Source organism: Magnetococcales bacterium (genome assembly GCA_015231925.1).
Taxonomy (GTDB): Bacteria; Pseudomonadota; Magnetococcia; order Magnetococcales; family JADGAQ01; genus JADGAQ01.
On the sequence record JADGAQ010000035.1, the window covers coordinates 1 to 21,180 of the forward strand.

At 61.5% G+C, this 21,180-nt stretch carries 20 protein-coding genes; 12 read left to right on the forward strand and 8 right to left on the reverse strand.

What is annotated here, in order from left to right:
* Positions 1 to 71: 71 nt before the first annotated feature.
* Genes HQL56_06095 through HQL56_06110 form a run of 4 tightly spaced genes read right to left on the reverse strand, consistent with a single transcriptional unit; the run spans position 72 to position 4,088 of the window.
* Complete coding sequence (locus HQL56_06095; protein ID MBF0309078.1) at positions 72 to 1,679, reverse strand: cbb3-type cytochrome c oxidase subunit I; 1,608 nt, start codon at positions 1,677 to 1,679, stop codon at positions 72 to 74.
* A gap of 52 nt (positions 1,680 to 1,731) precedes the next feature.
* Complete coding sequence (locus HQL56_06100; GenBank protein MBF0309079.1) at positions 1,732 to 2,460, reverse strand: hypothetical protein; 729 nt, start codon at positions 2,458 to 2,460, stop codon at positions 1,732 to 1,734.
* Positions 2,461 to 2,470: 10 nt separating this feature from the next.
* Positions 2,471 to 3,307 carry an SCO family protein gene (locus HQL56_06105; GenBank protein ID MBF0309080.1) on the reverse strand — a complete coding sequence of 279 codons (837 nt, stop codon included), beginning with the start codon at positions 3,305 to 3,307 and terminating at the stop codon, positions 2,471 to 2,473.
* Between the two features lie 19 nt (positions 3,308 to 3,326).
* Positions 3,327 to 4,088: a heme-copper oxidase subunit III gene (locus HQL56_06110; protein ID MBF0309081.1), complete on the reverse strand. Its 762-nt coding sequence runs from the start codon at positions 4,086 to 4,088 to the stop codon at positions 3,327 to 3,329.
* Positions 4,089 to 4,535: 447 nt separating this feature from the next.
* Here HQL56_06110 and HQL56_06115 point away from each other — a divergent pair, with 447 nt between their 5' ends.
* Genes HQL56_06115 through HQL56_06135 form a run of 5 tightly spaced genes read left to right on the forward strand, consistent with a single transcriptional unit; the run spans position 4,536 to position 7,790 of the window.
* Positions 4,536 to 4,970 (forward strand): type II secretion system protein, encoded by a 435-nt coding sequence (locus tag HQL56_06115; protein ID MBF0309082.1) that lies wholly within the window; start codon positions 4,536 to 4,538, stop codon positions 4,968 to 4,970.
* A 26-nt stretch (positions 4,971 to 4,996) separates the two neighbouring features.
* Positions 4,997 to 5,431, forward strand: a complete 435-nt coding sequence (locus tag HQL56_06120; protein ID MBF0309083.1) for a prepilin-type N-terminal cleavage/methylation domain-containing protein — start codon at positions 4,997 to 4,999, stop codon at positions 5,429 to 5,431.
* 11 nt (positions 5,432 to 5,442) lie between these two features.
* Positions 5,443 to 5,943 carry a prepilin-type N-terminal cleavage/methylation domain-containing protein gene (locus HQL56_06125; protein MBF0309084.1) on the forward strand — a complete coding sequence of 167 codons (501 nt, stop codon included), beginning with the start codon at positions 5,443 to 5,445 and terminating at the stop codon, positions 5,941 to 5,943.
* A 2-nt stretch (positions 5,944 to 5,945) separates the two neighbouring features.
* On the forward strand, positions 5,946 to 7,007 hold the full coding sequence (locus HQL56_06130) for a hypothetical protein (GenBank protein ID MBF0309085.1): 1,062 nt from the start codon (positions 5,946 to 5,948) through the stop codon (positions 7,005 to 7,007).
* 60 nt (positions 7,008 to 7,067) lie between these two features.
* The gene (locus tag HQL56_06135) at positions 7,068 to 7,790 is read left to right on the forward strand and encodes a hypothetical protein (protein MBF0309086.1); all 723 of its coding nucleotides are present in this window, start codon (positions 7,068 to 7,070) and stop codon (positions 7,788 to 7,790) included.
* Positions 7,791 to 7,836: 46 nt separating this feature from the next.
* Here the strand turns inward: HQL56_06135 and HQL56_06140 are convergent, their stop codons facing one another.
* Positions 7,837 to 9,561, reverse strand: a complete 1,725-nt coding sequence (locus HQL56_06140) for a hypothetical protein (GenBank protein MBF0309087.1) — start codon at positions 9,559 to 9,561, stop codon at positions 7,837 to 7,839.
* 3 nt (positions 9,562 to 9,564) lie between these two features.
* Positions 9,565 to 9,807: an acyl carrier protein gene (locus HQL56_06145; protein ID MBF0309088.1), complete on the reverse strand. Its 243-nt coding sequence runs from the start codon at positions 9,805 to 9,807 to the stop codon at positions 9,565 to 9,567.
* A 215-nt stretch (positions 9,808 to 10,022) separates the two neighbouring features.
* On the opposite strand from HQL56_06145, the gene HQL56_06150 reads away from it, so the two are divergent.
* Genes HQL56_06150 through HQL56_06170 form a run of 5 tightly spaced genes read left to right on the forward strand, consistent with a single transcriptional unit; the run spans position 10,023 to position 16,102 of the window.
* Positions 10,023 to 12,104 carry an amino acid adenylation domain-containing protein gene (locus HQL56_06150; protein MBF0309089.1) on the forward strand — a complete coding sequence of 694 codons (2,082 nt, stop codon included), beginning with the start codon at positions 10,023 to 10,025 and terminating at the stop codon, positions 12,102 to 12,104.
* A gap of 1 nt (position 12,105) precedes the next feature.
* Entirely contained in the window at positions 12,106 to 13,611 is a 1,506-nt protein-coding gene (amrS, locus tag HQL56_06155) for an AmmeMemoRadiSam system radical SAM enzyme (GenBank protein MBF0309090.1), read from the forward strand.
* On the forward strand, positions 13,608 to 14,729 hold the full coding sequence (locus HQL56_06160) for a PLP-dependent transferase (GenBank protein ID MBF0309091.1): 1,122 nt from the start codon (positions 13,608 to 13,610) through the stop codon (positions 14,727 to 14,729). The genes amrS and HQL56_06160 overlap by 4 nt, the downstream gene beginning before the upstream one ends.
* Before the next feature lie 10 nt (positions 14,730 to 14,739).
* The gene (locus tag HQL56_06165) at positions 14,740 to 15,507 is read left to right on the forward strand and encodes a phosphatidylserine decarboxylase (protein MBF0309092.1); all 768 of its coding nucleotides are present in this window, start codon (positions 14,740 to 14,742) and stop codon (positions 15,505 to 15,507) included.
* Positions 15,488 to 16,102 (forward strand): tetratricopeptide repeat protein, encoded by a 615-nt coding sequence (locus HQL56_06170; GenBank protein MBF0309093.1) that lies wholly within the window; start codon positions 15,488 to 15,490, stop codon positions 16,100 to 16,102. Before HQL56_06165 ends, HQL56_06170 begins: the two co-directional genes overlap by 20 nt.
* Here HQL56_06170 and HQL56_06175 read toward each other — a convergent pair.
* A complete protein-coding gene (locus HQL56_06175; GenBank protein MBF0309094.1) occupies positions 16,080 to 16,835 on the reverse strand; it encodes a hypothetical protein in 756 nt (251 codons plus the stop codon). The two genes, HQL56_06170 and HQL56_06175, sit on opposite strands and share 23 nt — an antisense overlap.
* A 2-nt stretch (positions 16,836 to 16,837) precedes the next feature.
* Entirely contained in the window at positions 16,838 to 19,909 is a 3,072-nt protein-coding gene (locus HQL56_06180; protein ID MBF0309095.1) for a response regulator, read from the reverse strand.
* Positions 19,910 to 20,024: 115 nt separating this feature from the next.
* Between HQL56_06180 and rsmD the strand changes: the two genes are divergently transcribed.
* The gene (gene rsmD / locus HQL56_06185) at positions 20,025 to 20,660 is read left to right on the forward strand and encodes a 16S rRNA (guanine(966)-N(2))-methyltransferase RsmD (GenBank protein MBF0309096.1); all 636 of its coding nucleotides are present in this window, start codon (positions 20,025 to 20,027) and stop codon (positions 20,658 to 20,660) included.
* Positions 20,661 to 20,674: 14 nt separating this feature from the next.
* Positions 20,675 to 21,169, forward strand: a complete 495-nt coding sequence (coaD, locus tag HQL56_06190) for a pantetheine-phosphate adenylyltransferase (protein ID MBF0309097.1) — start codon at positions 20,675 to 20,677, stop codon at positions 21,167 to 21,169.
* Positions 21,170 to 21,180 lie beyond the last annotated feature (11 nt).

A 21,180-nucleotide genomic window follows, 5' to 3' on the forward strand; every position in this document is an offset into this window, starting at 1 on the left:
GCTTCCTCACCGTCTTGCGCCTTGCCAGGAACCAAAATCTGGCAAATGTCAACATACCCTAGTCTTTTGCGTCACTCTTTATTGTAGCTGTAAGGCGTCCAGTTGCTGTCCACGACCACATCCTTGGGGAAGTTGCCGGGTCCGGGAGGGGAGGGGCAGTGGGTCCACTCCAGGGACTTGGATTTCCAGGGATTTTCCGGAGCCTTTTCGCCGCTGATGGCACTCTTGATCCAGTTGATCAGGACGATGGCCATGCCGACGCCGATGAGAAAGGCGCCGATGGTGGCGAATTTATGGGTGGCTTCGAATTCGGGGAACATCTGGTAGTCCCAGTAACGACGGGGCATGCCGGCGATACCGATCTTGAAGAGGGGCCAGAAGGTCCAGTTGACGCCGATGAAGGAGACCCAGAAGCCGATCTTGCCGACCTTTTCGTTGGCATAACGACCGGTCATCTTGGGGAACCAGAAGTAGACGCCGCCGATGATGGCGAAGGTGGCGAAGAGGGCCATGATGTAGTGGAAGTGGGCATGAACGAAGGCGGTTTCCGAGAGATGCACGGTCACCGAGGTCATGGCCAGGGGGATGCCGGTGAGCCCGCCGACGAGCAGCAGGAAGAGGCAGGCGATGGCATAGGTCGAGGCGACGTTGATGGTCAAAGCGCCCTTGTAGAGGGTGCCGAACAGGGAGATGGTCATCAGACCGACGGGTACGGAGATCAGCAGGGTGGTTACCATCTGACCGATGCGCAGCCAGTCGGGCATGCCGGAGACGTAGAGGTGATGCACCCAGACTTCGCCGGAGATGAGAACGATGCCCCAGATGCCGCCGTAGACGCAGGCCTTGTAGTTGAAGACCCGGTTTTTGGCCATGGTGGAGACGATTTCGAAGAGGACGCCCATGGCCGGCAGGAAGATGACGTAGACCGCCGGATGGGAGTAGAACCAGAAGAGGTTCTGGTAGAGCAGCACGTCGCCGCCGGCAGCCGGATCGAAGAAGTGGGTGCCGAGGTACTTGTCGAAGAGGAGCATGGTCACGGCGGCGGCCAGCACGGGGATGAAGATGAGCTGGATGACGAAGGCGGCCACGGTGGTCCAGGTGAAGATATTGAGTTGGTTCCAGCCAACGCCGGGGGCCCGCATGTAGATGACGGTCACCAGGAAGTTCACGGCGCCCAGGATGGAGGAGAAGCCGAGCAGATGCACGGTGAAGACGTAGAAGGCGGTGTTGCCGGAGGTCATGATGGAATAAGGGGGATAGCCCGTCCACAGCACGTCCGGTTTGTCCGGGATCACGAAGGTCAACAGGGCCAGGACGATGGCGATCCAGAAGAGCCAGACCGAGAAGGCGTTGATTCTCGGAAAGGCCACGTCCTTGGCGCCGATCATCAGGGGCAGGAAGTAGTTGGCGAAGAAGCCGGTCAATCCCGGGATGAGGAAGGCCAGGATCATGGCCGCCCCATGGAAGTAGAGCCAGACGTTGTACTGCTCGCCGCCGGTGACGGCGTCACCGACGATGGTGGGACCGAGGCTGGATTGTTCGATGCGGATCAGCAGACCCATGATACCGGCCACGGCGAAGGCCGCCATGGAACCGATGAGGTAGAGAATGCCGATTCGCTTGTGATCCGTGGTGAGGATCCATTCCTTCAAACTGAAACCGCTCGCTTGGGCGCTCATAAATCGTTTATCCTCGCTGTGTGGTCTTGGAGGTTTGTCTTGTCTAGGGGCATCAGGCCTTCTTCATCTTCTTCACCCAGGTGTCGTAATCGGCCTGGGAGAGGACCTTCACCGGGGCGTACATGGCGGAGTGACGCAGGCCGCAGTACTCAGTGCAGGTGACGAAGGTTTCACCGACCTCCTTGGGCATGAACCAGAGGTAGGTGATACGACCGGGCATGAGATCTTCCTTCACCCGATGTTTGGGCAGGAAGAAGGAGTGGACCACGTCGTCGGAGGTCATGCGCAGCACCACGGGTTTGCCGACGGGAACGACCAGTCCGTCACCATCCTTGGAGTCGACCATGTAGGTGGTGGAGATGCCGTTTTCGTATTCGAAGCTCCAGGCCCACATGGCGCCGCGAACCTTGACTTCCATGGCTCCGGCGGGAACCTGCCGCTGGATGTTCCAGAGGCTCCATCCCTTGGCGGAGAGGAAGAAGTCGTCGGCCATGAACAGGAAGGCCGGGATCAGGGCCCAACCCCAGGCCTGGGCCGAGGTGAGCTTGGGGGCGGAGCCCACGGCGTTGGGATCCGTGGTGCGGAACTTCAGGATGAAGATCACCGCCAGGACGGCGAAGACGGTGCCGATGATCGTGAGATCGGTCAGCAGGGTGTGCCACAACTTATCCCAGTGTTCCGCGGGATCGAGAATTACCGCCTTGGCGGGCTCCGCAGCATGCGCCGTGGAGTGAATGCCTGCCACCAGGGCTCCGGCCAACCAGAACAAACGCGCCCTCATGTCGAACCTCCTAACCAGAATGCTTCTTGCGGTAAAGGACCAGGGAGCCCACCAAAAGACCAATGCCAAACAGGAAGGAACCGCCGCCGATAAAGGCAGGCAGGTTGTAGGTATACCGCCCTTCCTTGAAGTTGTAGCTGTAACACAGGGAAACCATCAGATCGATCACCTGGGAAGGGCGGAACTGATTCTGGCGGGCATCGAGAAGAGCCAGTTCCACATCCTTCGGTGTGTTCGATCCCGCATAGAGGTAGCGGACCACTCTGCCTTCCGACGAGAGGAAGATCATGACGTTCTGGTGGTAAAAGGTTTTGTCCTGGGCTTGCCAGTAATACTTGAAGCCAACCTTACCCGTCACGTCGTGGATGGTGTCCTTGTTTTCCAGCAAAGCCAAACGCCAGCCCTGATTCCATTCAGGGGGCAAATCGAGAGCCTTGGCGAAGGAGCCCAGGGTTTCGACCGTATCGTATTGGTCGAAGGAGACGGTCAACACCTGGAAGTCTTCGCCGATTCGGGACCGCTCGATAGGACGCAGCAGCTCCTTGAGAGAGTTGTTGACGGTGGAACAGGCCCCGTCGCAGGTGAAGTAGGAGAAGACCAGAATCAGGGGCTTTCCCACCATCTCCTGAAATTTGAAAACCCGGCCCTGCCCATCTCTCAACAGGGTCTCCCCGTCGAAGCGGACGCCCATGAACTTCGGTTCGTCGATGCGAAACATGGCCGGGTCGAGCAGGGAGTCGCGCTGGCGGTACATTCCCGCCAGAGCGTCGGAGGCGAGGGTCAGGAGCAGCAACGCTCCGACCAGCACTCCCCATCCCTTTTTGAGCCAGTGACCCGTGGCGGACATGGCGATTCGTATCCTCGTCCTACCAGTAGTAGACCTGAGAGATGACGAAGAACCAGACGATGTCGACGAAGTGCCAGTAAACGCTGGCCACGCCGAGGAAGGTCTTGTTGGTTTTGCCACCCAAAGCGGGCAGCAGCACCGCGATGAAGATGCCCAGGCCCACCAGAACGTGGGAGGCGTGGAATCCGGTGATGGAGTAGAAGGCGGTGCTGTAGGAGTTGGTCGAGGGACCGAAGCCGGCGTGCAGCAGGTGGCTGTACTCGTAGATGGTGCAGCCCAGGAAGACGGCGCCCAGGGCGATGGTGAGCATCAGCCAGGAGCGGAAACCGCCCATGTCGTTGTGCTCCAGCTTCTCTTCCGCCACATGGATGGTGAAGGAGGAGGAGACCAGAATGGCGGTCATGATGAGGGGCAGGACCAGATTGATGTGTTCCGGGGTCCCGGCAGGCGGCCAGGAGGGGGCGGAGAGGCGCATGGTCCAGTAGGTGGAGAAAAAGCCCAGGAAGATGAAGACTTCCGAGACGATGAAGACCGGGATGGCGTGGATGGCCAGTCCGGGAATGATGGCCTTCTGGGTCAGGCCTTCACTGACCCAGCGGGCCAGACCGGCCAGCAGGATCGGGGTGCCGATGCCGGCGAAAATGATCGTCATCAATGTGTTATGGTAGACGAAATACTGGGAAAATCCCATGACGAGGATCAAAAAAATGCCGAGTACGGCAGCCAACGGTGCCCAACTGGTTTCCCAGTGATGGGCGTGACCTGCGGTGGTTTGCGACATGGGGACGCCTCCCTCTCCAAGGTTAAGGGATCATAACGATTTTTTATATTCTTAAATGTAATTGCGCACAGCAGTGTGTCGTTTCACACAGCGATTGTCAACAAAATCTTTCGCACATTTTTCAAAAGATCCACGCAAAATCTTGTGTAGTTTGTGCGATCCATCTTCAGTTCGGCTTCAACGGGCAAATTGATAGGTCTTCATATCACTGAATGCCGCGCATGACCAGGGATCCTCTTGAATTGATGTGCATCAAGGCGGCCGTGGGTCAAGTTTGCCGGGAATTGGCTTGAATCAAGCAGGAACCGGACCAAAATATCGCTCAAATAGTTACACTTCTTTATACGACGTGGAGTTCCGTTTCTGGTATGCTTCTTGTAGCGGGCTGCACGAGACGGCCCTTGGCCACATCAATGCAACGACGGTTATATAGCGATGGGGCTGCAAATGGGTGTACAAAGAAGATGGCGGTCCAGGACTCCCCAGGATGGTGTCACGCTGATCGAGCTGATCATCGTGATGGTGCTGCTGGGGATCATCAGCGTATCGGTCATGCAGCGCAACCCCGGGGACCTCTTTCAACTGGATGCCCAGGTGGTGCAGCTGGTGCAGGATATCCGCCTGGCCCAATCGTTGGCCATGAACGGAGGAGGCAATCATACCATCCGCATGGTTTCCACAACCTCCTACGAAATCGTCAACGGCAGCGGGGTTCAGGTAAGCGCCGTAACCCTGGCCAAGGCGACGATCAGTAATTTCAGCGTCACCTTTAATGGAAAAGGGTATCCGGGAGCCAATACCGTCATAATCGCCCTGGCGGGAAATGGCCTGACTCGCACCGTTCAGGTTATTCGTACCACCGGGGCCGTGGTTGCCTCATGAGATGTTTCCGGAGGGGAAATGAGATCATGTACCGGGAGCGTGGTGGCTTCTCGTTGATTGAGTTGATCATTTTCCTGGTGGTGGTTTCCGTGGCCTTTGCCGGGCTGGTGCCCCTCTATTCATCGGTGTTGCGCTCCTCCTTTTTGCGCGAGTCGGTACAGGGGCGCTTTTTGGCGGATCAGGTGCTGGAACAGATGCGGGCAGAGGTGGGGGAACTCGGTTCGACCGGTTTCGACAACATCACCTCAGCCAAATATCCCTCACAGAACGGCATCGATATTGGCGCAACCGTCACCTTCAACCGCCAGGTGACCATCGAGGGCGCTTCAGTGGTGGGCGGTTCGGTGGTTTGTACCGGGGCGGCGCCAACCACGGAAACCTATAAATGTGTTTTCGTGCAAGTGATCAAGGCCAGCGACGGGCAGACCTTGAGCAATCAACAGGCCTACTTCGCCAAATAGGGAGGTCGGCCATGACAGGGTGCGAAGGCGGAGTGGGCAGGGAGCAGAGGGGACGCGGTTTTACCCTGATCGAAATGATCATCACCTTGGTGATCATGTCCATCGTCGGCGTGGTCGGGGTGAAAATGATCTCCTCCGGTTTCAGCAACTACCTCTTCAGCCGGGACCTGATCCCCCTTGCCACCCAGGGACAGGTCGCCATGGAGAGAATGTCCCGGGAGCTGCAAGGGGGTATCTGTTCCACCCTCAGTCAGCCCTCCGGAGCAGGCTCCGTTCAGTTCGACAATAACGATCCGGCCGGAACGATCGTTTTGTTCAAACAGACGGGAAGTGTCATTTACATGAACAACGACATCCTGGCTCAGGACATCAAAGCCGGGAGTCTGCTCTTCGCCTTGCAGTCCAACTGCGTGGTGCAGATCGATTTCAGGGTGGAAAAGACCTCTTCCAAATTGGGCGGGAGTGTGGTCATTGGTATCCCATTACGGACGGCGGCCTACGTGAGGAACTGACAATGAAAATGCGTATGAGGCGGGAACAGGGCTCGTTGATGATGATGGCGCTCGTGGTGCTGGCGGTATTGGGCGTCGTCGGAGTCGTGGTCTCCAAATTCTTCACCTCCACGGGAAAAATCGCCGCCGATACCGTGCAGGGTGGGGACTCCTTCAATGTGGCCGAATCGGGAGCCCAGGTGGTGGTTTCCGAACTCAAGGCCGTGAACTGCCTGCCGAATCAGCTCTCCGGCGCGGTGGTTCAGGGCAATGATGTCACGGTGACCCGCACCATTGCCACGGGCAAGTCGGTGACGGTGAAGTTCACCGCTACGGGAACGCCCAATTCCTATACCGCCCAGGTGACCGGCAACAACCGCCGTACCACCTCGCTCTCGGTGACCTGTACCGGCGGGTCGGTTCCCTTGAGCAACCCGGTGGTCGGCAATGCTGCTCTGGAAGTGGGCAACGGGGTCAAAGTCAACGGTCATGCGGTAACCAGCTCCGGGTGCAGCTCCGCCTCTCTGCTGCCGGGAGAAGCTCGCTCGACCTTCTGGGCGCGTTTGCAGGAGATTCCCGGATTGGTGGTGGGCAATGCCCTGGCTGCCGGCGGCGGCAGTGGCGGCAAGGGCGGTGAGGACAAGGATGGTGGTGGCAAGGATAGCGGGGACAAAGACGGCGGCAGCGGAAGCAAGGATGGTGGTGGCAAGGACGCCGGTGGCGGCTCGGCCGACTGCAATGTACTCAACTCCAGCGGGCAGTTGACTTCCGCGTCGGTGGACATCCCCTCCCTGGGCAACTTCCCCGGAACGGGCACGACCTCCGTGAGTATCGACAACAACAAGAGCCAGACCGTGGCTCCCGGCAGCTATTCCAGCTTGACCGTCGGCAACAACGGCACCGTGACCCTGACGCCGGGCACCTACTACATCGATGCGTTGACCTTGAGCCAGAACGCCTCCCTGGTGATCAACCCGAGCGGGTCGGTGACTCTGCACATCCGCAGCGGCGATATCGAACAGAACGCCAATGTCAACGTGGGTGGCTCGACCAAGAACCTGGTGGTCTACCTGTACGGCTCCTGATGCACAACGGGAAACGCACTGCCCTCGCGCCTGCAGGGTAACGATTGGAAGGAGATGAACATGTTCAAGGGCAAGTTGATCGCGGGTTTACTGGGGTTGAGCGTGCTTTTCGGGTCGGGCGTCGTCTTGGCGGAATCGGGAGCGACCGGCTCCTTCACGGCCAGCCTGACTTCCACGGTCGGTTATGTGGTGGGGAGTGCCTTTGACCTGTTGGTTTCTCCTGCCTGGGCGGCCGGTGGCGGCAAGGATGACGGCGGCAAAGACGGTGGCGGCGACAAGGATGGCGGCAGTGGCGGGAAGGACGATGGCGGCGGCAAGGACGACGGCGGCGACAAGGATGGCGGCAGCGGCAGCAAGGATAGCGGCGGTGACAAGGATGGCGGCAGCGGTGGCAAGGATGATGGCGGCGACCTGTTCCAGGGTGGTGGATCGGGCGACAAGGGTGGTGACAGCGGTGGCAAGGATGACGGCGACAAGGATGGCGGCAGCGGTGGCAAGGATGACGGTGACAAGGGGGGCAGCGGTGGCAAAGGGGGGTCCAACCCGAGTACCGGCAGCCTGAACCTGAAACAGAACAGCGCCTTCAAGGGCGTAGTGGTCTCCTCGGGTTCGGCTACCCAGGTGAATGTCGAGGAGAATGCCGACGTGACCGGCGCCATTGTCAGCGGCGGTTCGGTCAGCTTCGGCAATAATTCCACCATTACCTATAATTCCGGCGACATGCCCTCCCTGGGCAGCGGTGGCAGCAACGTGACCATCGGCGGCTGGAAAGAGAAGTTCTGATATTCCACTGCCCGGCGTCCCTCGGGGACGCCGGGTCGTCTCCTCTTCAGGGTGGCGACCAGCCCCAGGCAATCAGAAACAGTTTGACGTTGTGACTCAGGGTGGCGTTGCGATCCATGTGGGCAAAGACATGGATCACGGCATAGAAGTGCCAAGTGGCGTACATGGCCAGCAGATCCAGGACGAAGCGCCGGTCGGGAGTCCACGGTTTTCGGCGACTCGGATGGCGCATCAGCCAGAGTTCCGCCACGGTGATGCCCGCTGCCAGCAGGAAGAAATAGGGCCAGCGGATCAGGACGTTGCCGATGTTTTCAAAGCGCATGCCGTTGAAGAACATCTGTTCCGGCAGGTGTCCCACCAGCATGTTGGCCAGGGCCACGGCGGCGAAGGTGGCCAGGAAGATGCGCAGGCTGACCGGACAGCCGGTCAGGCGGAAGAAGACCGGATAGTAGAAGACCCGTACCAGGAATTCCCGGTAATAGAAGGTGAAACGGGTATAGAGCACCACCAGGTTGGTGGCCAGCCAGGGATGATCGTAGTAGGGAGCGAAGCGATAGCCGCAGACCCTCCAGATGCCCACCTTGACGTGCAGCACCCCCGCCCAGACCAGAAGATAGCGCATCTGTTCCAGAAAACAGGTCAGGATCACCGATGCCGTATCCACCCGGCCTCCCCCCGTGAAATGGCTGGAGAGGCGGTAGAGGTTGCCTTTGAAGACGGGCACCCCCAGACTTTCGCAAAAGCCGACGGCTGTTTCGAGCAGCAGATTGCCGAAAACCAGATAGATCAGCGCCGCACCCCAAAGGCGCACCCCTTCCAGGACGATGCGGTTTTTGTCGGTGGCGTAGAAATTGTTTTCCGTATAGCTGTAGCCTTGGCCGATATCGACGCCCCAGGAGCAGTTGAGCAGGCTGGCCGGGGAGAGAAAGAGGGAGAGATAGCCGACGAGGGAGAGTTCCCTGGGCACCAGACCTCCCCGGTAATCGATGTCGTACATCATCAGCCGCTCCCAATACCAGCAGAAGAGCAGCAGATAGAGAGGCAGCGTCCAGGTCTCCCCGAGGGCTCCCTGCCGGATGGCGCCGACCAGAACCACGAGGGTGGTACTCCAGATGGCGGCTTTGCGCAGCCCCGCTGCCAGAGGGGCGCAGTCCAACAGGGTGCGGAGCGGAAATCGGCAGAAGAGGGCGAACGCGGGGGGCAACAGGAAGTAGAGTGGATGAACGGCATCGCTTCCGGGGGACCAGAGGCTTCCCAGCAGCAGCAGTCCGGCCATCAGGCCCGATTGGCCCATGCGATTGGCGTTGGCCGGGGGGTGGAACAGCAGATAGACCAGCAGATGGCAGAAGAGCAGACCGCACAGGGCCTGCCAGCCGTACAGCACCAGCAATCCCAGCAGAAACCAGCCCAGCAGGGCGGCCCGCTTGCGAGGCAGGGGCGAAAAGTAGGCGCTGAGAAAGGCCCCCGCCACCAGCAGCAGCAACAGCAACCTCTCCTGATCCGCCGGCAGCAGTTCGGTATAGGGCACCCGCAGGCGGGAGTCCAGCATGCCGTGGTCGAAGTGCAGCAAGGGTGTGATGCCCAGCATGGCCGCCACGCCCCGTGGGGAAGGCAACCCCAACACGGCAGCCAGTGGCGTGAAGAGCCAGCCGTAAAGCAGCAGCATGGCCAACACCGCCAGCACCACCTCGGGGCGATGCGTGGCGTCGTGTTTGGCGCGCGTGGCCTCGTCGAGGCGGCCCGCACCGAGGAAAGAGAGGCGTTCGGACATGGATCAGGGAGACTTTTCCACGATGAACCGGGCCAAACTGGCCGGGGAGTGGAACAGGTCCGGATTCATGTCCGTCGGGGCGAAGCGCACCCCGAAGCTTTGTTCCATGAACAGGGCCAGAGTGACCAGGCGCAGGGAGTCGGTGATCAGCTCCCGCAACAGTTCGGTCTCCGCCGAAACGTCCCCGGCCTGCCACTCCTCCCGGAAAAAGGTCAACAGACGCTGCATCACTTCGTCCTGTTTCATGAAGGATCCTCCGACGGGTTTCAATTGGTTGCAGCATATCGAAAACAGGAAGCGAAATCACCCTGGCGAAGCGCTTTCCTATGAGATAAAATTAAAAAAGCGTATGAAAAGAGACAAGTTTGAACGGGGAATCGGGAACGGTTTCCTTTAACTTTCGGCGATCCGGCGAAGGTGAGAATTTGCAAGTTTCTGATTTTCCGATCGATTCCTCCTGGATGAGCCGGTGCGTCGCCATCGAGGTTCCTGTCACATCCGCCGGGGAGCGGGTTGCGCTTTGGGGGCTGTTTCTGGGGCGCTGGATCGGGACGACCTGTTTTGCGCTACGGGTGGCTTTCGAGGACGAGGCAGGCTGGAAAGAGGTGGCAATCGACTTTCAGAACCACCCGGACCCGCTTCTTTATCTCGACCGGGTAACCCAGGCCCTGGCGTCGAGCGGGCAAGACCCCATTCGGGAGGGAGCGGCTCTCCTTCTGGCGGGGGAGCCGGCAGGGCCGGCGGAGACCGAAGCGTCCGGATGGATGCTGCACTGGGCCGGGGAGGTCCGGTTGCTGGCCCGGAGTGATCGGATGCCGCCCGAGGCCTTGACCCGGATGGCGGACCATTTCGCCACCCTGGTGCGTTCCTGGCGGCAGGCGGTGCAGGAGGGCAAAGGGCTTGCGGTGACCCGTTTGTCGTGGCTTTCCCCTCTGCAGAGGGAGCGGCTGCTGGCCTGGAGCGGATCGGAGGGATATTTCCCGGACGGGGTGGGCATTCACCACTTGGTGAGCGAGACAGCCCGGCGTTCTCCCGACGCCATCGCCGTGGAAGGCGCGGATGGTCGCACCCTCTCCTACCGGCAACTGGAGCGACGGGCCAACGGACTGGCCGGGCTGTTGCGGGCGCGAGGGGTTGGCCCGGACCTTTTGGTCGGGCTCTGTGTGGAGCGTAGTCCGGAGATGGTGATCGGGCTGTTGGCCATCCTGAAGGCGGGAGGGGCCTATGTGCCCCTGGATCCGGCTTATCCGCAGGAACGGCTGGCCTTCATGTTTTCCGAAATCGAGACCCCTCTGGTTTTGACCCGGCGTTCCCTGGTGGGGCAACTGCCTCTGGAGCCGCATCGGGCGCTGTGTGTTGAAGAGGTGACGCTTGAAGCGGAGGAGGCTCCTCCCGATGTGTGTTTTACAGCGCAACGTACCGCCTATGTGATCTTCACCTCCGGTTCCACCGGGCAGCCCAAGGGCATTTTGCTGGCCCACCGGGGGTTGTGTAATCTGATTCATCAATCCAATCGATGGTTTGGCATGAGGCCGGAGAGCCGGGTGTTGCAGTTTGCCTCGCCGGGATTCGATGTGGCGGTGTGGGAGATCTTCATGGCGCTGATGGCGGGGGCCACCCTGGTGTTGGCCGGAGGCCACACCCTGTTCACCCTGCTGGAGATTCCGCGCACCCTGAAAGAGCGCCGCATCACCCTGGCCATGCTGCCCCCCTCGCTGTTGACCGTGCTTGCGGCGGAGGGGCTGGAGGGGGTGTCGACCCTGATCGCCGTGGGCGAGCGTTGCACCAATGCCAACGTGCGCCGCTGGGCTCCGGGGCGTGCTTTTTTCAACGGATACGGTCCCGCCGAAGGCACGGTGACTGCAACCGCCCATTTAACCGACGTGGAGGAGCCCGAATTGCCTTTGGGGCCTTGCATCGGGCGGCCTCTGGAAAACGTGCGGGTCTACCTGCTGGACGAGTTTCTGCAGCCCGTTCCGGTGGGTGTGGTGGGTGAGATCCATCTGGGCGGTCCCTGTGTAGCCAAGGGCTATTTGAAGCGCCCGGAGCTGACCCGGCGGAAGTTCATCCCCGATCCCTTCGGCGAACCGGGAGAGCGGCTCTTTCGCAGCGGCGATCTGGGGCGTTATCTGCCGGATGGTCGCATCGAATTTCTGGGGCGGGCCGACCTTCAGGTCAAAATTCGCGGTTTCCGGGTGGAGTTGGAGGAGATCGAGACCCTGCTGGCCCGGGAACCAGGGGTTCAGGGGGCGGTGGTGATTCTGCGGAAACGTCCGGGGGGAGGGGATGTCCTGGTGGCCTATGTGGTTCCGGCCAGGACGGGGTTCCCCGGAGGTCTGCAACTGGTGCAGGCGGTGACCCGGCAATTGCCCGCCTACATGGCGCCCACCGCTGTGGTTTGCCTCGACGCCTTTCCCCTGAATCCCAACGGCAAAATCGATCGAAACGCCCTGCCTCCCCCGGAGAAGGAGGACTGGGTGGTTCCGAAGACCAGCGAATCGGGGCCATCTTCCTGGATGTCGTCATTCATGCAAGGAGTTTGATATGGAGAACCCACCCCTTTGGAGGGAGACTTACCAGCCCGCCCGCCTGGAAACCCTTCTGGAAGGTGGCGAGGTGCAATGCAACCTCTCCCCAAGGCGGTGTCGCATCCGGGAGGGCGGCGTGGGGGTTTGCGGGGTGCGGGGCAATGTCGGAGGGCGTCTGGTCACCTTTTCTTACGGCAAGGGGGTGCATCTGACCGAAGAGGTGATCGAGACCGAGGCGGTGTTTCACTATGCGCCGGGGGCGCGCACCCTCTCCCTGGGCAATATCGGCTGCAATCTCAACTGCTCCTATTGCCAGAACTGGAAGACCTCCCAATCCCGATACGTCGAGGATGGCGATATTTACGCCTTTTCCCCCGAACAGGTGGTGGAGACGGCGGTGCGCCACGGCATCCGGGTACTCTCCTGGACCTACAACGATCCTGTGGTCTGGCACGAATTCGTTCTGGACACCGCCCGCCTGGCACGGGAGGCGGGTCTGATCAACCTCTTCAAGTCGGCCTTCTACATCACCCCCGAAGCGGTGGAGGAGTTGTTGCCGGTCATCGACATCTTCACCCTCTCCATCAAATCGATCAACCCCGGCTATTACCGGCAGTTGACCGGCGGGCGGGTGGAGCCGGTGCTGGAAGCGGTTCGGCAGGTGCATCGGGCGGGCAAGCACCTGGAGGTGAGCAACCTCATGGTGACCGATATCTCCGACGACGAAGCCTCGGCCCGGCAGGTCATCGAATGGATTCTGAACCATCTGGATGTTCAGGTGCCGACCCACTTTGCCCGTTTTCATCCGGAATATCGTCTGACTCAAACCTGCCGCACCCCCGTCGAAAACCTGCAGAGGGCGCGCCGTCTGGCTCAAAGCATGGGGTTGGCCCACGTCTATCTGGGCAATGTCCTGGATGTCGAAGCCACCAGTACCACCTGCCGGGTCTGCGGCAGCCTGCAGGTGCGCCGCTTCGGTCTCAATACCCGGGTGGTGGGACTTGACGGGGAGGGGCGTTGCCGACACTGCCAAGCCCCCTCCGGCATCCGCATGCTGCCCGCTTTGCAGGCCCGTCCCCGACTTGAGCGACTTCCCAAGGTGGCCCTGCAATCCCAGGTCTGCCACTGGCGGGGGGAAATCGCCTCCTTCCACGTGCAATTGCACAACACCACCCCGGTCGATACGGCGGTCTACTATCGCCTGGTGGGAGGGGCGGACGCCTCCTGGAGCGAAGTCGCTCTCGGCGCTGGCGAACACTACCGCTTCGTACTGGGCAAGGATGCCCCGGAGGACACGGGTGTCGAACTGCGGCTTCCGGAAGGGGTGGTCCTGCACTGGCACGAGGTCTACGACCGGGCCCATTTTCCCACCATCCCCATCGAGGTGGCCCGCTCGGAGAGCGATGCTACGGCGCTGCCCCATTTCGAAGGGCGCGCTCTTTCCGCAGAACGCCTGGCCACCCTGCGTCGTTCCTTGCGGGAGGGAACCGCTGCCGCCGACGAACCCGAGGAGGAGGAATGAACCCCCCAGGCCCCGATAGCCGTACCCTGGCCCTGCATTGCCGCATCGACGACTCCGCCGCCCATGCGGCGGTGACGCCGATCTATCAGTCCAGCGCCTTTGCCGCCGACTCGCCCTATTTCTACAGCCGCAACGACAACCCCAACGTGGCAGAGCTGGAAGGCACGGTGGCCCTGCTGGAACAGGCCCGTTTCGCCGTGGCCATGGCCAGTGGCATGGCGACCATCCAGAGCCTTTTCGAGCTGGTGCGACCCGGCCAAGCCGTGGTCCTCAACCGGCTGGTCTACGGCTGCACCTTCCGGCTTTTCCAGCGCATGGCCGAACGGCGGGGGTTCGCGCTGCATCTCCTGGATTTGAGCCAGGCGGACGAGTGGGAGCGCATTCCCCCGACCACCCGGTTGATCTTCCTGGAAACGCCCACCAATCCGTTTTTGCGCACCGTGAGGCTCTCCGCCCTGGTGGAGCGGGTGCGACGCACCGCTCCCGAAGCCTTGATCGCCGTGGACAACACCTGGGCCACCCCCCTGTTCCAGAAGCCGCTGCAACACGGCGTCGATATTTCCCTGCACAGCGGCACCAAATACTTTTCCGGACACAGCGACTGCATGTCGGGAGTGGTTCTGACCGATCGGGAGGATCTGGACCGGGAGTTTCGCCAGACGCGATTCTACGGGGGCGCGGTCCTCTCTCCCGAGAGCGCCTGGTTGACCCGGCGCAGTCTGCAAACCCTGGAGGTTCGCCTGCTGCGTCAGCAGGAGTCGGCGCTGGCCGTACGCCGTTTTCTGGAGAGACGTCCCGAAATCGCCCGGGTCTACTATCCCGAAGTGGACGGCAACCAGTTGACCGGTTATGGCGGCCTGATCTTCTTTGCCTTCAGCGAGGCCCATCGGGAGGGGTACCTGCGTTTCAGGGATACGTTGCGCCTGTTTGGAACCGGTACGGGCATGGCCTGCGTCACCTCCATGGTGGCGCAGCCCTATACCGGCAGCCACGCCTCCATGACGGACGAGGAGAAGGCGGCCATCGGTCTGGGACGCGAGGTGGTGCGGCTCTCCATCGGTCTGGAGCGGGTGGAGGATCTGTGCGACGATCTGACCACCGCCCTGCGGGCCCTTTGAGGCCTCCGCCGTGGTGACCGTTCTGCGCCGTCTGACCGGGTTGGGAGGGATACTCCTGGCCGGTGCGGGACTGCTGTTGTGGACGGCCCACGTCACCGATTTTCTCCACGGCGGGTTGGTCAAGGATCCGGAACGCGCCACGCCGGCGGGCCCCGTCATCGTGGCTCCGGCGGATGGCACGGTGTTGTATGTGCGGCGGGTCGAAGCGGGCGCCATCGCCGAAGTGGTCAAAAAGGGGGTTCGGGTTGCGCTCACGGATTATCTGAAACGGCCCCTGACCACCCCCGATTTTCGGGGGTGGTTGATCGGCATTTTCATGAAGACCCACGGGGTCCACATCAACCGGATCCCTCTGGCGGGGGAGGTGCGCCGTATCACGGTGCATAACGGACCGCACCTCAGCATGAAACAGGCCGAGAAGCATCTTTTGTATGCCGAGATGATTCCGGGATTGATTGCTCTACGCAAATGGCTGGGACATCCTCCATTCGACATCTCCGACGAGGAGGAGTTCGTCCTCAAAAGTGCCCGGGAGACTTTGGAGATCCGCGATGAGCGCGATCGGCAGCTCTTCGTGATCCGCATCGCCGATTATTACGTGGGACGCATCCTCACCTGGGTGGAGGAGGGGAGGCAGGTGGCTTCGGGAGAGCGATTCGGCATGATCACCTGGGGCTCGCAGACGGATCTGCTGATCGAGGAGAGTCCGGGTTTGCAGGTGACGGTGCAAAGCGGTGATCGGGTTCTGGGGGGCGAAAGTGTCCTGGCGAGTTTCTAGACGCTTCCGCTGGCTGCTGGCCTGTCTGGCGGTTTATGCGGGGTTGTCGCTCCTGCTGATGCGTTACCGGGAGGTGCTGTTGTGGAGCGCGGGGGCGCTGCACCGACTGACCATCGAGTCCAAACTGCCCGGACGCGGCGCGGAAAAGCAGCTTTTCCGCGAGGTGAAGCAAAACCTGCGCAACGGGCAATCCTACGCGGAGCAGGAGGAGCTTCTGGTTCGGGTCTCGCTCCTGGACCCCAACCACGTCGAGGCCTTGAACATGTTGGCCGAGGTTTGGCAGCGCCAGGGGCGCGGGGAGGAGGCGCGACGGCTTTGGGAACGCGCCATCCGCGTGGATCCCCTTTCGGGACACGCCGATCGGGCTTTGGCCGCCTGGCACCGGCAGCAGGGGCGACACGAGGCCGCGATCACCATCCTGGAAACGGGATTGGCCCGCCTGCAACGTTGGGAAACGCAGTATCGACCGCTGCCGGACCGGAGCGTGCCCCGTTCGGCCAATCGCAAGGCCGCCCGCCTCCACCGGGAACTGCGGGAAGAGGTGGACAAACTGCGACGGGAGTTGGACGGCCTCACGCCGTCAGCTTCAGGGTGAAGAGGAGTTCGTCGTCCCCCTGGCGCAGGGAGCGTCGGCGGGCCTGTTCCAGAAAGGCCCCCAGAAGCGATATCGGTCCCAGCATTTCGATGAACTCCTCGACGGCTCGGACCAGGTGTTCCAGATGTCCGTGGGAGAGGCCGGTCAGGGCCATGGCTTCGGCGTAATCCCAGCGACCGTCCAGGTAGTCGAGGGCCATGGCTTCCGCATAACAGCCCATGCCGGCCAGGAAGAGCAGCAACGGCAGGCTTGGTCCGAAATCCCGCAGCAGCAGCCCCCCCGTCAGAATCCCCGCCAGGGCGAAAACCGGGCCCACGGTCACCAGCCAGTAGTAGCTTTTGAAATGGTGGAGGCGGTTCCACCAGGGGTCTCCGGCATACCTCCCGGCCAGATGACCGAACCAGGTTCCCAGACGTTCGTGAATCTGACTGGCGTCATCCAGGCCGATGAAGAGTAACAAGAGGGCCATGGACAGCCAGACACGGGAGAGTCCGGGCTGATCCCGGGTTTGCAGGCGATTCAGATAGGCCGCCAGTGCCGCGGCCATGGCCAGGCCGCTGGAGAGGACGGTGGGGAGGTTGGCCTCCCGAGTGATGTCGATCCAGTCCCGTAAGCTGTGGAAAGGAACCAGCTTCAGGAAAAAGTTCAGCAGATCGACAGCCAGCAGGGCAATTGCCAGGAAGAAGAGCAGATAAATCAGTCGATGCAGAGAGAGTTTCGAGGAGATGGCCATGGTTAACGTTTCTGGGGTTTGGGCTTCTTGTTCTCAAGGGCCTCGGCCAGCAGTCGAAAGACCTTTTTCTTGGTGATCGGCTTGGTCAAGAAGTAGGAACCGCCGTTCGAGGCGGCCTGAACGACGGTCTCGTCCGACTGGTCGGCGGTGAGGACGATAATGGGCACCGGGGGTCGCCCAAAGTCCGTTTCCCATTGACGGATGGCGCGGGTGGCCGCCAAACCATCCAGATGGGGCATATGGATATCCATCAGGACCAGGTCATAATTGCCGGCCTTGAATTTTTCCACCCCTTCCAGGCCGTCTCGGGCCCAATCCAGGTGATACGCCGATTTTTTCATGAAGGCGGCCAGAAGAATGCGATGCTCCTCGGAGTCGTCCACCAGGAGCAGGGAGTAACCGGCGAGCTCTTCCGGAACGAGAGGGGGTTCCGGGGGGGGGGACGGACCCTGTCCGGGGCAGTCGGGATGGTGCAGGGGCAGGCTGCAGTGGATGCAGTGTCCCTTTTCGGGCAGGGCCTCCATCCAGGTGAGGCCGTTCATGAGACGCACCAGACGGTCGACGATGGGCAGCCAGAGGCCGGTTCCCGGAGGAGGGGTGGAGAAGGTGGGGCCGAAGGTCTGGAAGGGTTGGAATAGGCCTTCCCGAACATGCAGCGGCAGGGCGGGGGCCTGATCCGAAACGGAAACCTGAAGTCGCTCCTGGGGGGAGGACTGCAGGCGCAATTGCACCACCCCTCCCGGAGGGGTCATGTGCAGGGCATGGTTGACCAGGTAGAAGAGAATCTGACGCAACCGGTTCGGATCGCCTTCCATGTATTGGGGCAGTCCGGGATCCCACTCACAGTGCAGGGTGATGTTCTTTTCCCGCGCCTGCAGGGAGAAAAGGGCCGTCGCGCTGTCCAGAAGCTCTTTCAGGGGAAAGGACTGAATGTCCAGAATCAGCTTTCCGGCTTCCATGCGGGAGAGGTCGAGAATATCGTTGATGGTGGCCAGCAGCGACTCTCCGGTCTTCTGGGCCTGTTCCACGAACTCCCGCTGCTGACTGCTCAAGGGGGTTTTCAGCAGCAGGTCGGAGACATTCTGGATGATCTCCACCGGGGTGCGTATCTCATGGCTCATGTGGTTCAGGAAGGTCGATTTGGCGGCATTGGCGGCTTCGACCTCCTGATGCCGTCTGCGCCACTTTTCCATTTGCCGCAGTTCGATGACGCCGGCCAGGGTGTTGGACAAGGTTTCCAGAAAGGGGGGATGGCTGGGGTCGGCGACGTAATCGGCCGACAGGTAGAGATTCAGCACCCCCAGAAGAGTGGTTCCCGACAGAATGGGGACGCAGTAGTGGCCGTGGGGCAGCATGCCCGGATAGACGATGGTGTGACCCGGATCGGCGGGACCGGCAGCCACCAGAACTTTGCGGGAGGCGGCCTGTCCACAGAGACAGGAACCGGGTGCAAGTTGTTGGCAGGAGGTGCGAATGGCCTGGGACAGGCCGCTCTGGCTGTGCATGACGAGCCAGCCGTTTTCCGGATTGGCCAGGAAAATGCACCCTTTGCGTTCGTGGGAGAGCCAGGGAATGGAAAGGATGCGGTCCAGGGCCTGGTCGAGCTGTTCCTGGAGGGAGAGGGGTTCCAGGGCCGTGGCCAGCAACCGGCTGATGACGTGTTGACCCAAACGGGATTCCCGCTCGCGGATTTCGGCGCGATGACGTTCCCGGTTCTCTCCTTCGAGGCGGGAGACGGCTTCCTGAAGGTGCAGGGTGCGCTCCCGGACGCGCTTTTCCAGCTCCTGGTTCAGTTCGAGAATACGGCCTTCCATGGACTTCTGCTCGCTCAAATCGCGCAGGAAAAGGGAGAGCCGCCGTTGCGGGCCGTTGCCGGTGGCCACGATGGCCAGTTCGCCGGGGAAAACGCGCCCTCTCGGATCGTTCAGGGCCACTTCCATGCGGGAGGGCACCGAGGCGGGATGGATGGAACCGGACAGATTGCGCAGCAGTTGCTGGAAAATGGCGCCGTCTTCCGGCGGAAAGAGCAGATCGACGGCCGCCTTGCCGAGGGCGTCCCGACGGGTGATGCCGAAAAGACGCTCCGCCGCCGGATTCCAATCGACGATGCGGCCCGGATGATCCACCGTGACGATGGGGTCCGGTGAGGAACAGAGGATCAATCCGGCCCGTTCCATCGGATTGTCCGGATCGGGAGGGGCGGTTGTGGCCCGCATCAGGACCAGGGTGGTCCAGGGCATCGGCGGCCAGGGCTGACGATGTACCCGGAATTCCCGGTGTTCCGGTTCCGCGAGTTGGATGGTTCGGGAACCGTAAGGGCTGGCCGGATTGAACAGGCAGGGGGGGTGATCCGGCCGGGAGAGATTCAGAAACCGGGTCATGGCGCGGTTTTGATAAATGGGACGGCCTTTGGGGTCTTCCAGCAGAACGGGATCGGCACAGCAATCGAACAGCCAGTTGGCCAGCAGGGGTGTTCCGGTCGAACCGGCGGGTTCCGGGGGGATCTCACCGGCAGGCAGGGCCAGAAGCAGAAAGGCCTCCTCCCGATCCCCGCAGGATCCCAGTGGCAGGATCAGCACGGGTTGGAGATCCAGGAATCCCTTCTCCCCGCAGGGTTCGTGGACGCTGCCGCACCAGGGGTGCCCGGCGTGGAGTTCCTGCCACGGACCGGCATAGGGATACTCCATCCGACCCTCCTCCCGAACCAGGGAGGGAGTGCGTCCGACGAGGGGGGGTGCCGAGGAAACGGCCATAAGGGAAGTCAGAGTCTGGTTGGTCCAGAGGACTTGGCCCCGGGAGTTCATCAAGGCGGCCAGGGCCCGGGACTGTTCGAGCAGGGCTCGCAGGCTGCCCCCGTCGCACAGGGGGGGCCGGTCCGTCGAGTCCGGCGTCGGGTTTCCTTTGCCCAGACGCCAGCCGATGAAGCCGAACAGGGGCAAGGCGCCGAGAAACCAGAGCCATTCATCCGGGGGAGGAGGGAGCCCGGGGGGTGGCGTGTCGGCAACACCGGTCAAGGGAAGCCCGATACCGGTCAGTACGACGACCATCCAGTGAAGACGACCTGTCAGGATCATGATCGGGAAGTTATTCTGCCGACGGCGCGGCCTGGATTGACAATGGCGCCATTATGCGTTGTTTTGCGAGGAATGCGAATCGAATTCTTGCCCGATGTGGTCGAAGGAGCGAAACATGGTGCGCATTACGGGAGGAAGCCTCCGGGGCATGCGGATACCGGTGCCGCACACTCTCCAAACCCGTCCGACGACGGATCGGGTGCGGGAGGCCCTTTTTTCCATACTGGGAGAGGCCTGTGACGGGGCTTCGGTGTTGGATCTTTTTGCCGGAAGCGGTATCCTGGGGTTCGAAGCCCTCAGTCGGGGGGGGCGGCAGGCCTGTTTCGTGGACAACAGCCGGGAGGTGACGCGCCAACTGCAAAGCAGCGCCGGTCAGTTGAAACTGGCGGATCGGGTGGCGGTCCTTCAGGCGGGATTGGAGGAGAAAAGGGTCTGGGAGAGTACTGTCAGGAAAATGACCTTGCAAATGGGATGGAATAGGGCATTCAATCTGGTGTTTCTGGATCCCCCTTATGGCCAGGGGTGGGTACCCCGCATCCTCTCCTCCCTGCGGACCGGCGACTGTCTCGCGGAGGGCGCCCTGCTGGTGGCGGAACAGGAACGGGGGGCCGGTCTGTTGACCGGCCTGGAAGGCTGGGAGCTGTTGAACAGCCGGTGCTACGGGGGAACCGAACTGGTCTTCCTGAAACATCGTGGATCGGGACGCGCGGTTGGCCGGGAGGATTCCGGCACGGCTTCGCCTGACGCTTGAGGAAGGGCATGTCCATCATTCGCACCGCTGTCTATCCGGGAACCTTCGATCCCATCACCCTGGGACATCTCGACATCATCACCCGTGGCTTGCACCTTTTCGGACATCTGGTGGTGGCCGTGGCGGCCAGCCAGGGCAAGAGAACCCTGTTTTCCCTGGAGGAGCGCCTGGAGCTGGTGAGACGGAGTGTGCAGGATCTGCCGGGAGTCGAGGTAGATTGTCTGCCGGGTCTGCTGGTGGACTATGTCAGCCGGAGGGAGGCCTCCGTGGTGTTGCGGGGTCTGCGCGCCGTCTCCGATTTCGAATACGAATTCCAGATGGTGGGCATGAACCGGAAGCTGGCTCCCGGCGTGGAGACGGTTTTTCTCATGGCAGGGGAATCCACCACCTTCATCGCCTCCCACCTGATCCGGGAAGTGGCCTCCATGGGGGGGGACGTGGGGGCCCTGGTGCCACCGCCGGTGGTCACGGCCCTGCAACGGCTGATCCGCGAGAAACCCGCCACGTGACGACGCCCGCC

Excerpts from the sequence above, each read along its gene's own strand:
- HQL56_06180 (MBF0309095.1), bottom strand. The coding sequence starts at position 19,909 with ATGATCCTGACAGGTCGTCTTCACTGGATGGTCGTCGTACTGACCGGT.
- HQL56_06160 (MBF0309091.1), top strand. The coding sequence starts at position 13,608 with ATGAACCCCCCAGGCCCCGATAGCCGTACCCTGGCCCTGCATTGCCGC.
- HQL56_06115 (MBF0309082.1), top strand. The coding sequence starts at position 4,536 with ATGGGTGTACAAAGAAGATGGCGGTCCAGGACTCCCCAGGATGGTGTC.
- HQL56_06110 (MBF0309081.1), bottom strand. The coding sequence starts at position 4,088 with ATGTCGCAAACCACCGCAGGTCACGCCCATCACTGGGAAACCAGTTGG.
- HQL56_06130 (MBF0309085.1), top strand. The coding sequence starts at position 5,946 with ATGAAAATGCGTATGAGGCGGGAACAGGGCTCGTTGATGATGATGGCG.
- HQL56_06135 (MBF0309086.1), top strand. The coding sequence starts at position 7,068 with ATGTTCAAGGGCAAGTTGATCGCGGGTTTACTGGGGTTGAGCGTGCTT.
- HQL56_06100 (MBF0309079.1), bottom strand. The coding sequence starts at position 2,460 with ATGAGGGCGCGTTTGTTCTGGTTGGCCGGAGCCCTGGTGGCAGGCATT.
- HQL56_06120 (MBF0309083.1), top strand. The coding sequence starts at position 4,997 with ATGTACCGGGAGCGTGGTGGCTTCTCGTTGATTGAGTTGATCATTTTC.
- HQL56_06095 (MBF0309078.1), bottom strand. The coding sequence starts at position 1,679 with ATGAGCGCCCAAGCGAGCGGTTTCAGTTTGAAGGAATGGATCCTCACC.
- HQL56_06150 (MBF0309089.1), top strand. The coding sequence starts at position 10,023 with ATGAGCCGGTGCGTCGCCATCGAGGTTCCTGTCACATCCGCCGGGGAG.
- amrS (MBF0309090.1), top strand. The coding sequence starts at position 12,106 with ATGGAGAACCCACCCCTTTGGAGGGAGACTTACCAGCCCGCCCGCCTG.
- rsmD (MBF0309096.1), top strand. The coding sequence starts at position 20,025 with ATGGTGCGCATTACGGGAGGAAGCCTCCGGGGCATGCGGATACCGGTG.
- HQL56_06105 (MBF0309080.1), bottom strand. The coding sequence starts at position 3,307 with ATGTCCGCCACGGGTCACTGGCTCAAAAAGGGATGGGGAGTGCTGGTC.
- HQL56_06175 (MBF0309094.1), bottom strand. The coding sequence starts at position 16,835 with ATGGCCATCTCCTCGAAACTCTCTCTGCATCGACTGATTTATCTGCTC.
- HQL56_06140 (MBF0309087.1), bottom strand. The coding sequence starts at position 9,561 with ATGTCCGAACGCCTCTCTTTCCTCGGTGCGGGCCGCCTCGACGAGGCC.
- HQL56_06125 (MBF0309084.1), top strand. The coding sequence starts at position 5,443 with ATGACAGGGTGCGAAGGCGGAGTGGGCAGGGAGCAGAGGGGACGCGGT.
- HQL56_06145 (MBF0309088.1), bottom strand. The coding sequence starts at position 9,807 with ATGAAACAGGACGAAGTGATGCAGCGTCTGTTGACCTTTTTCCGGGAG.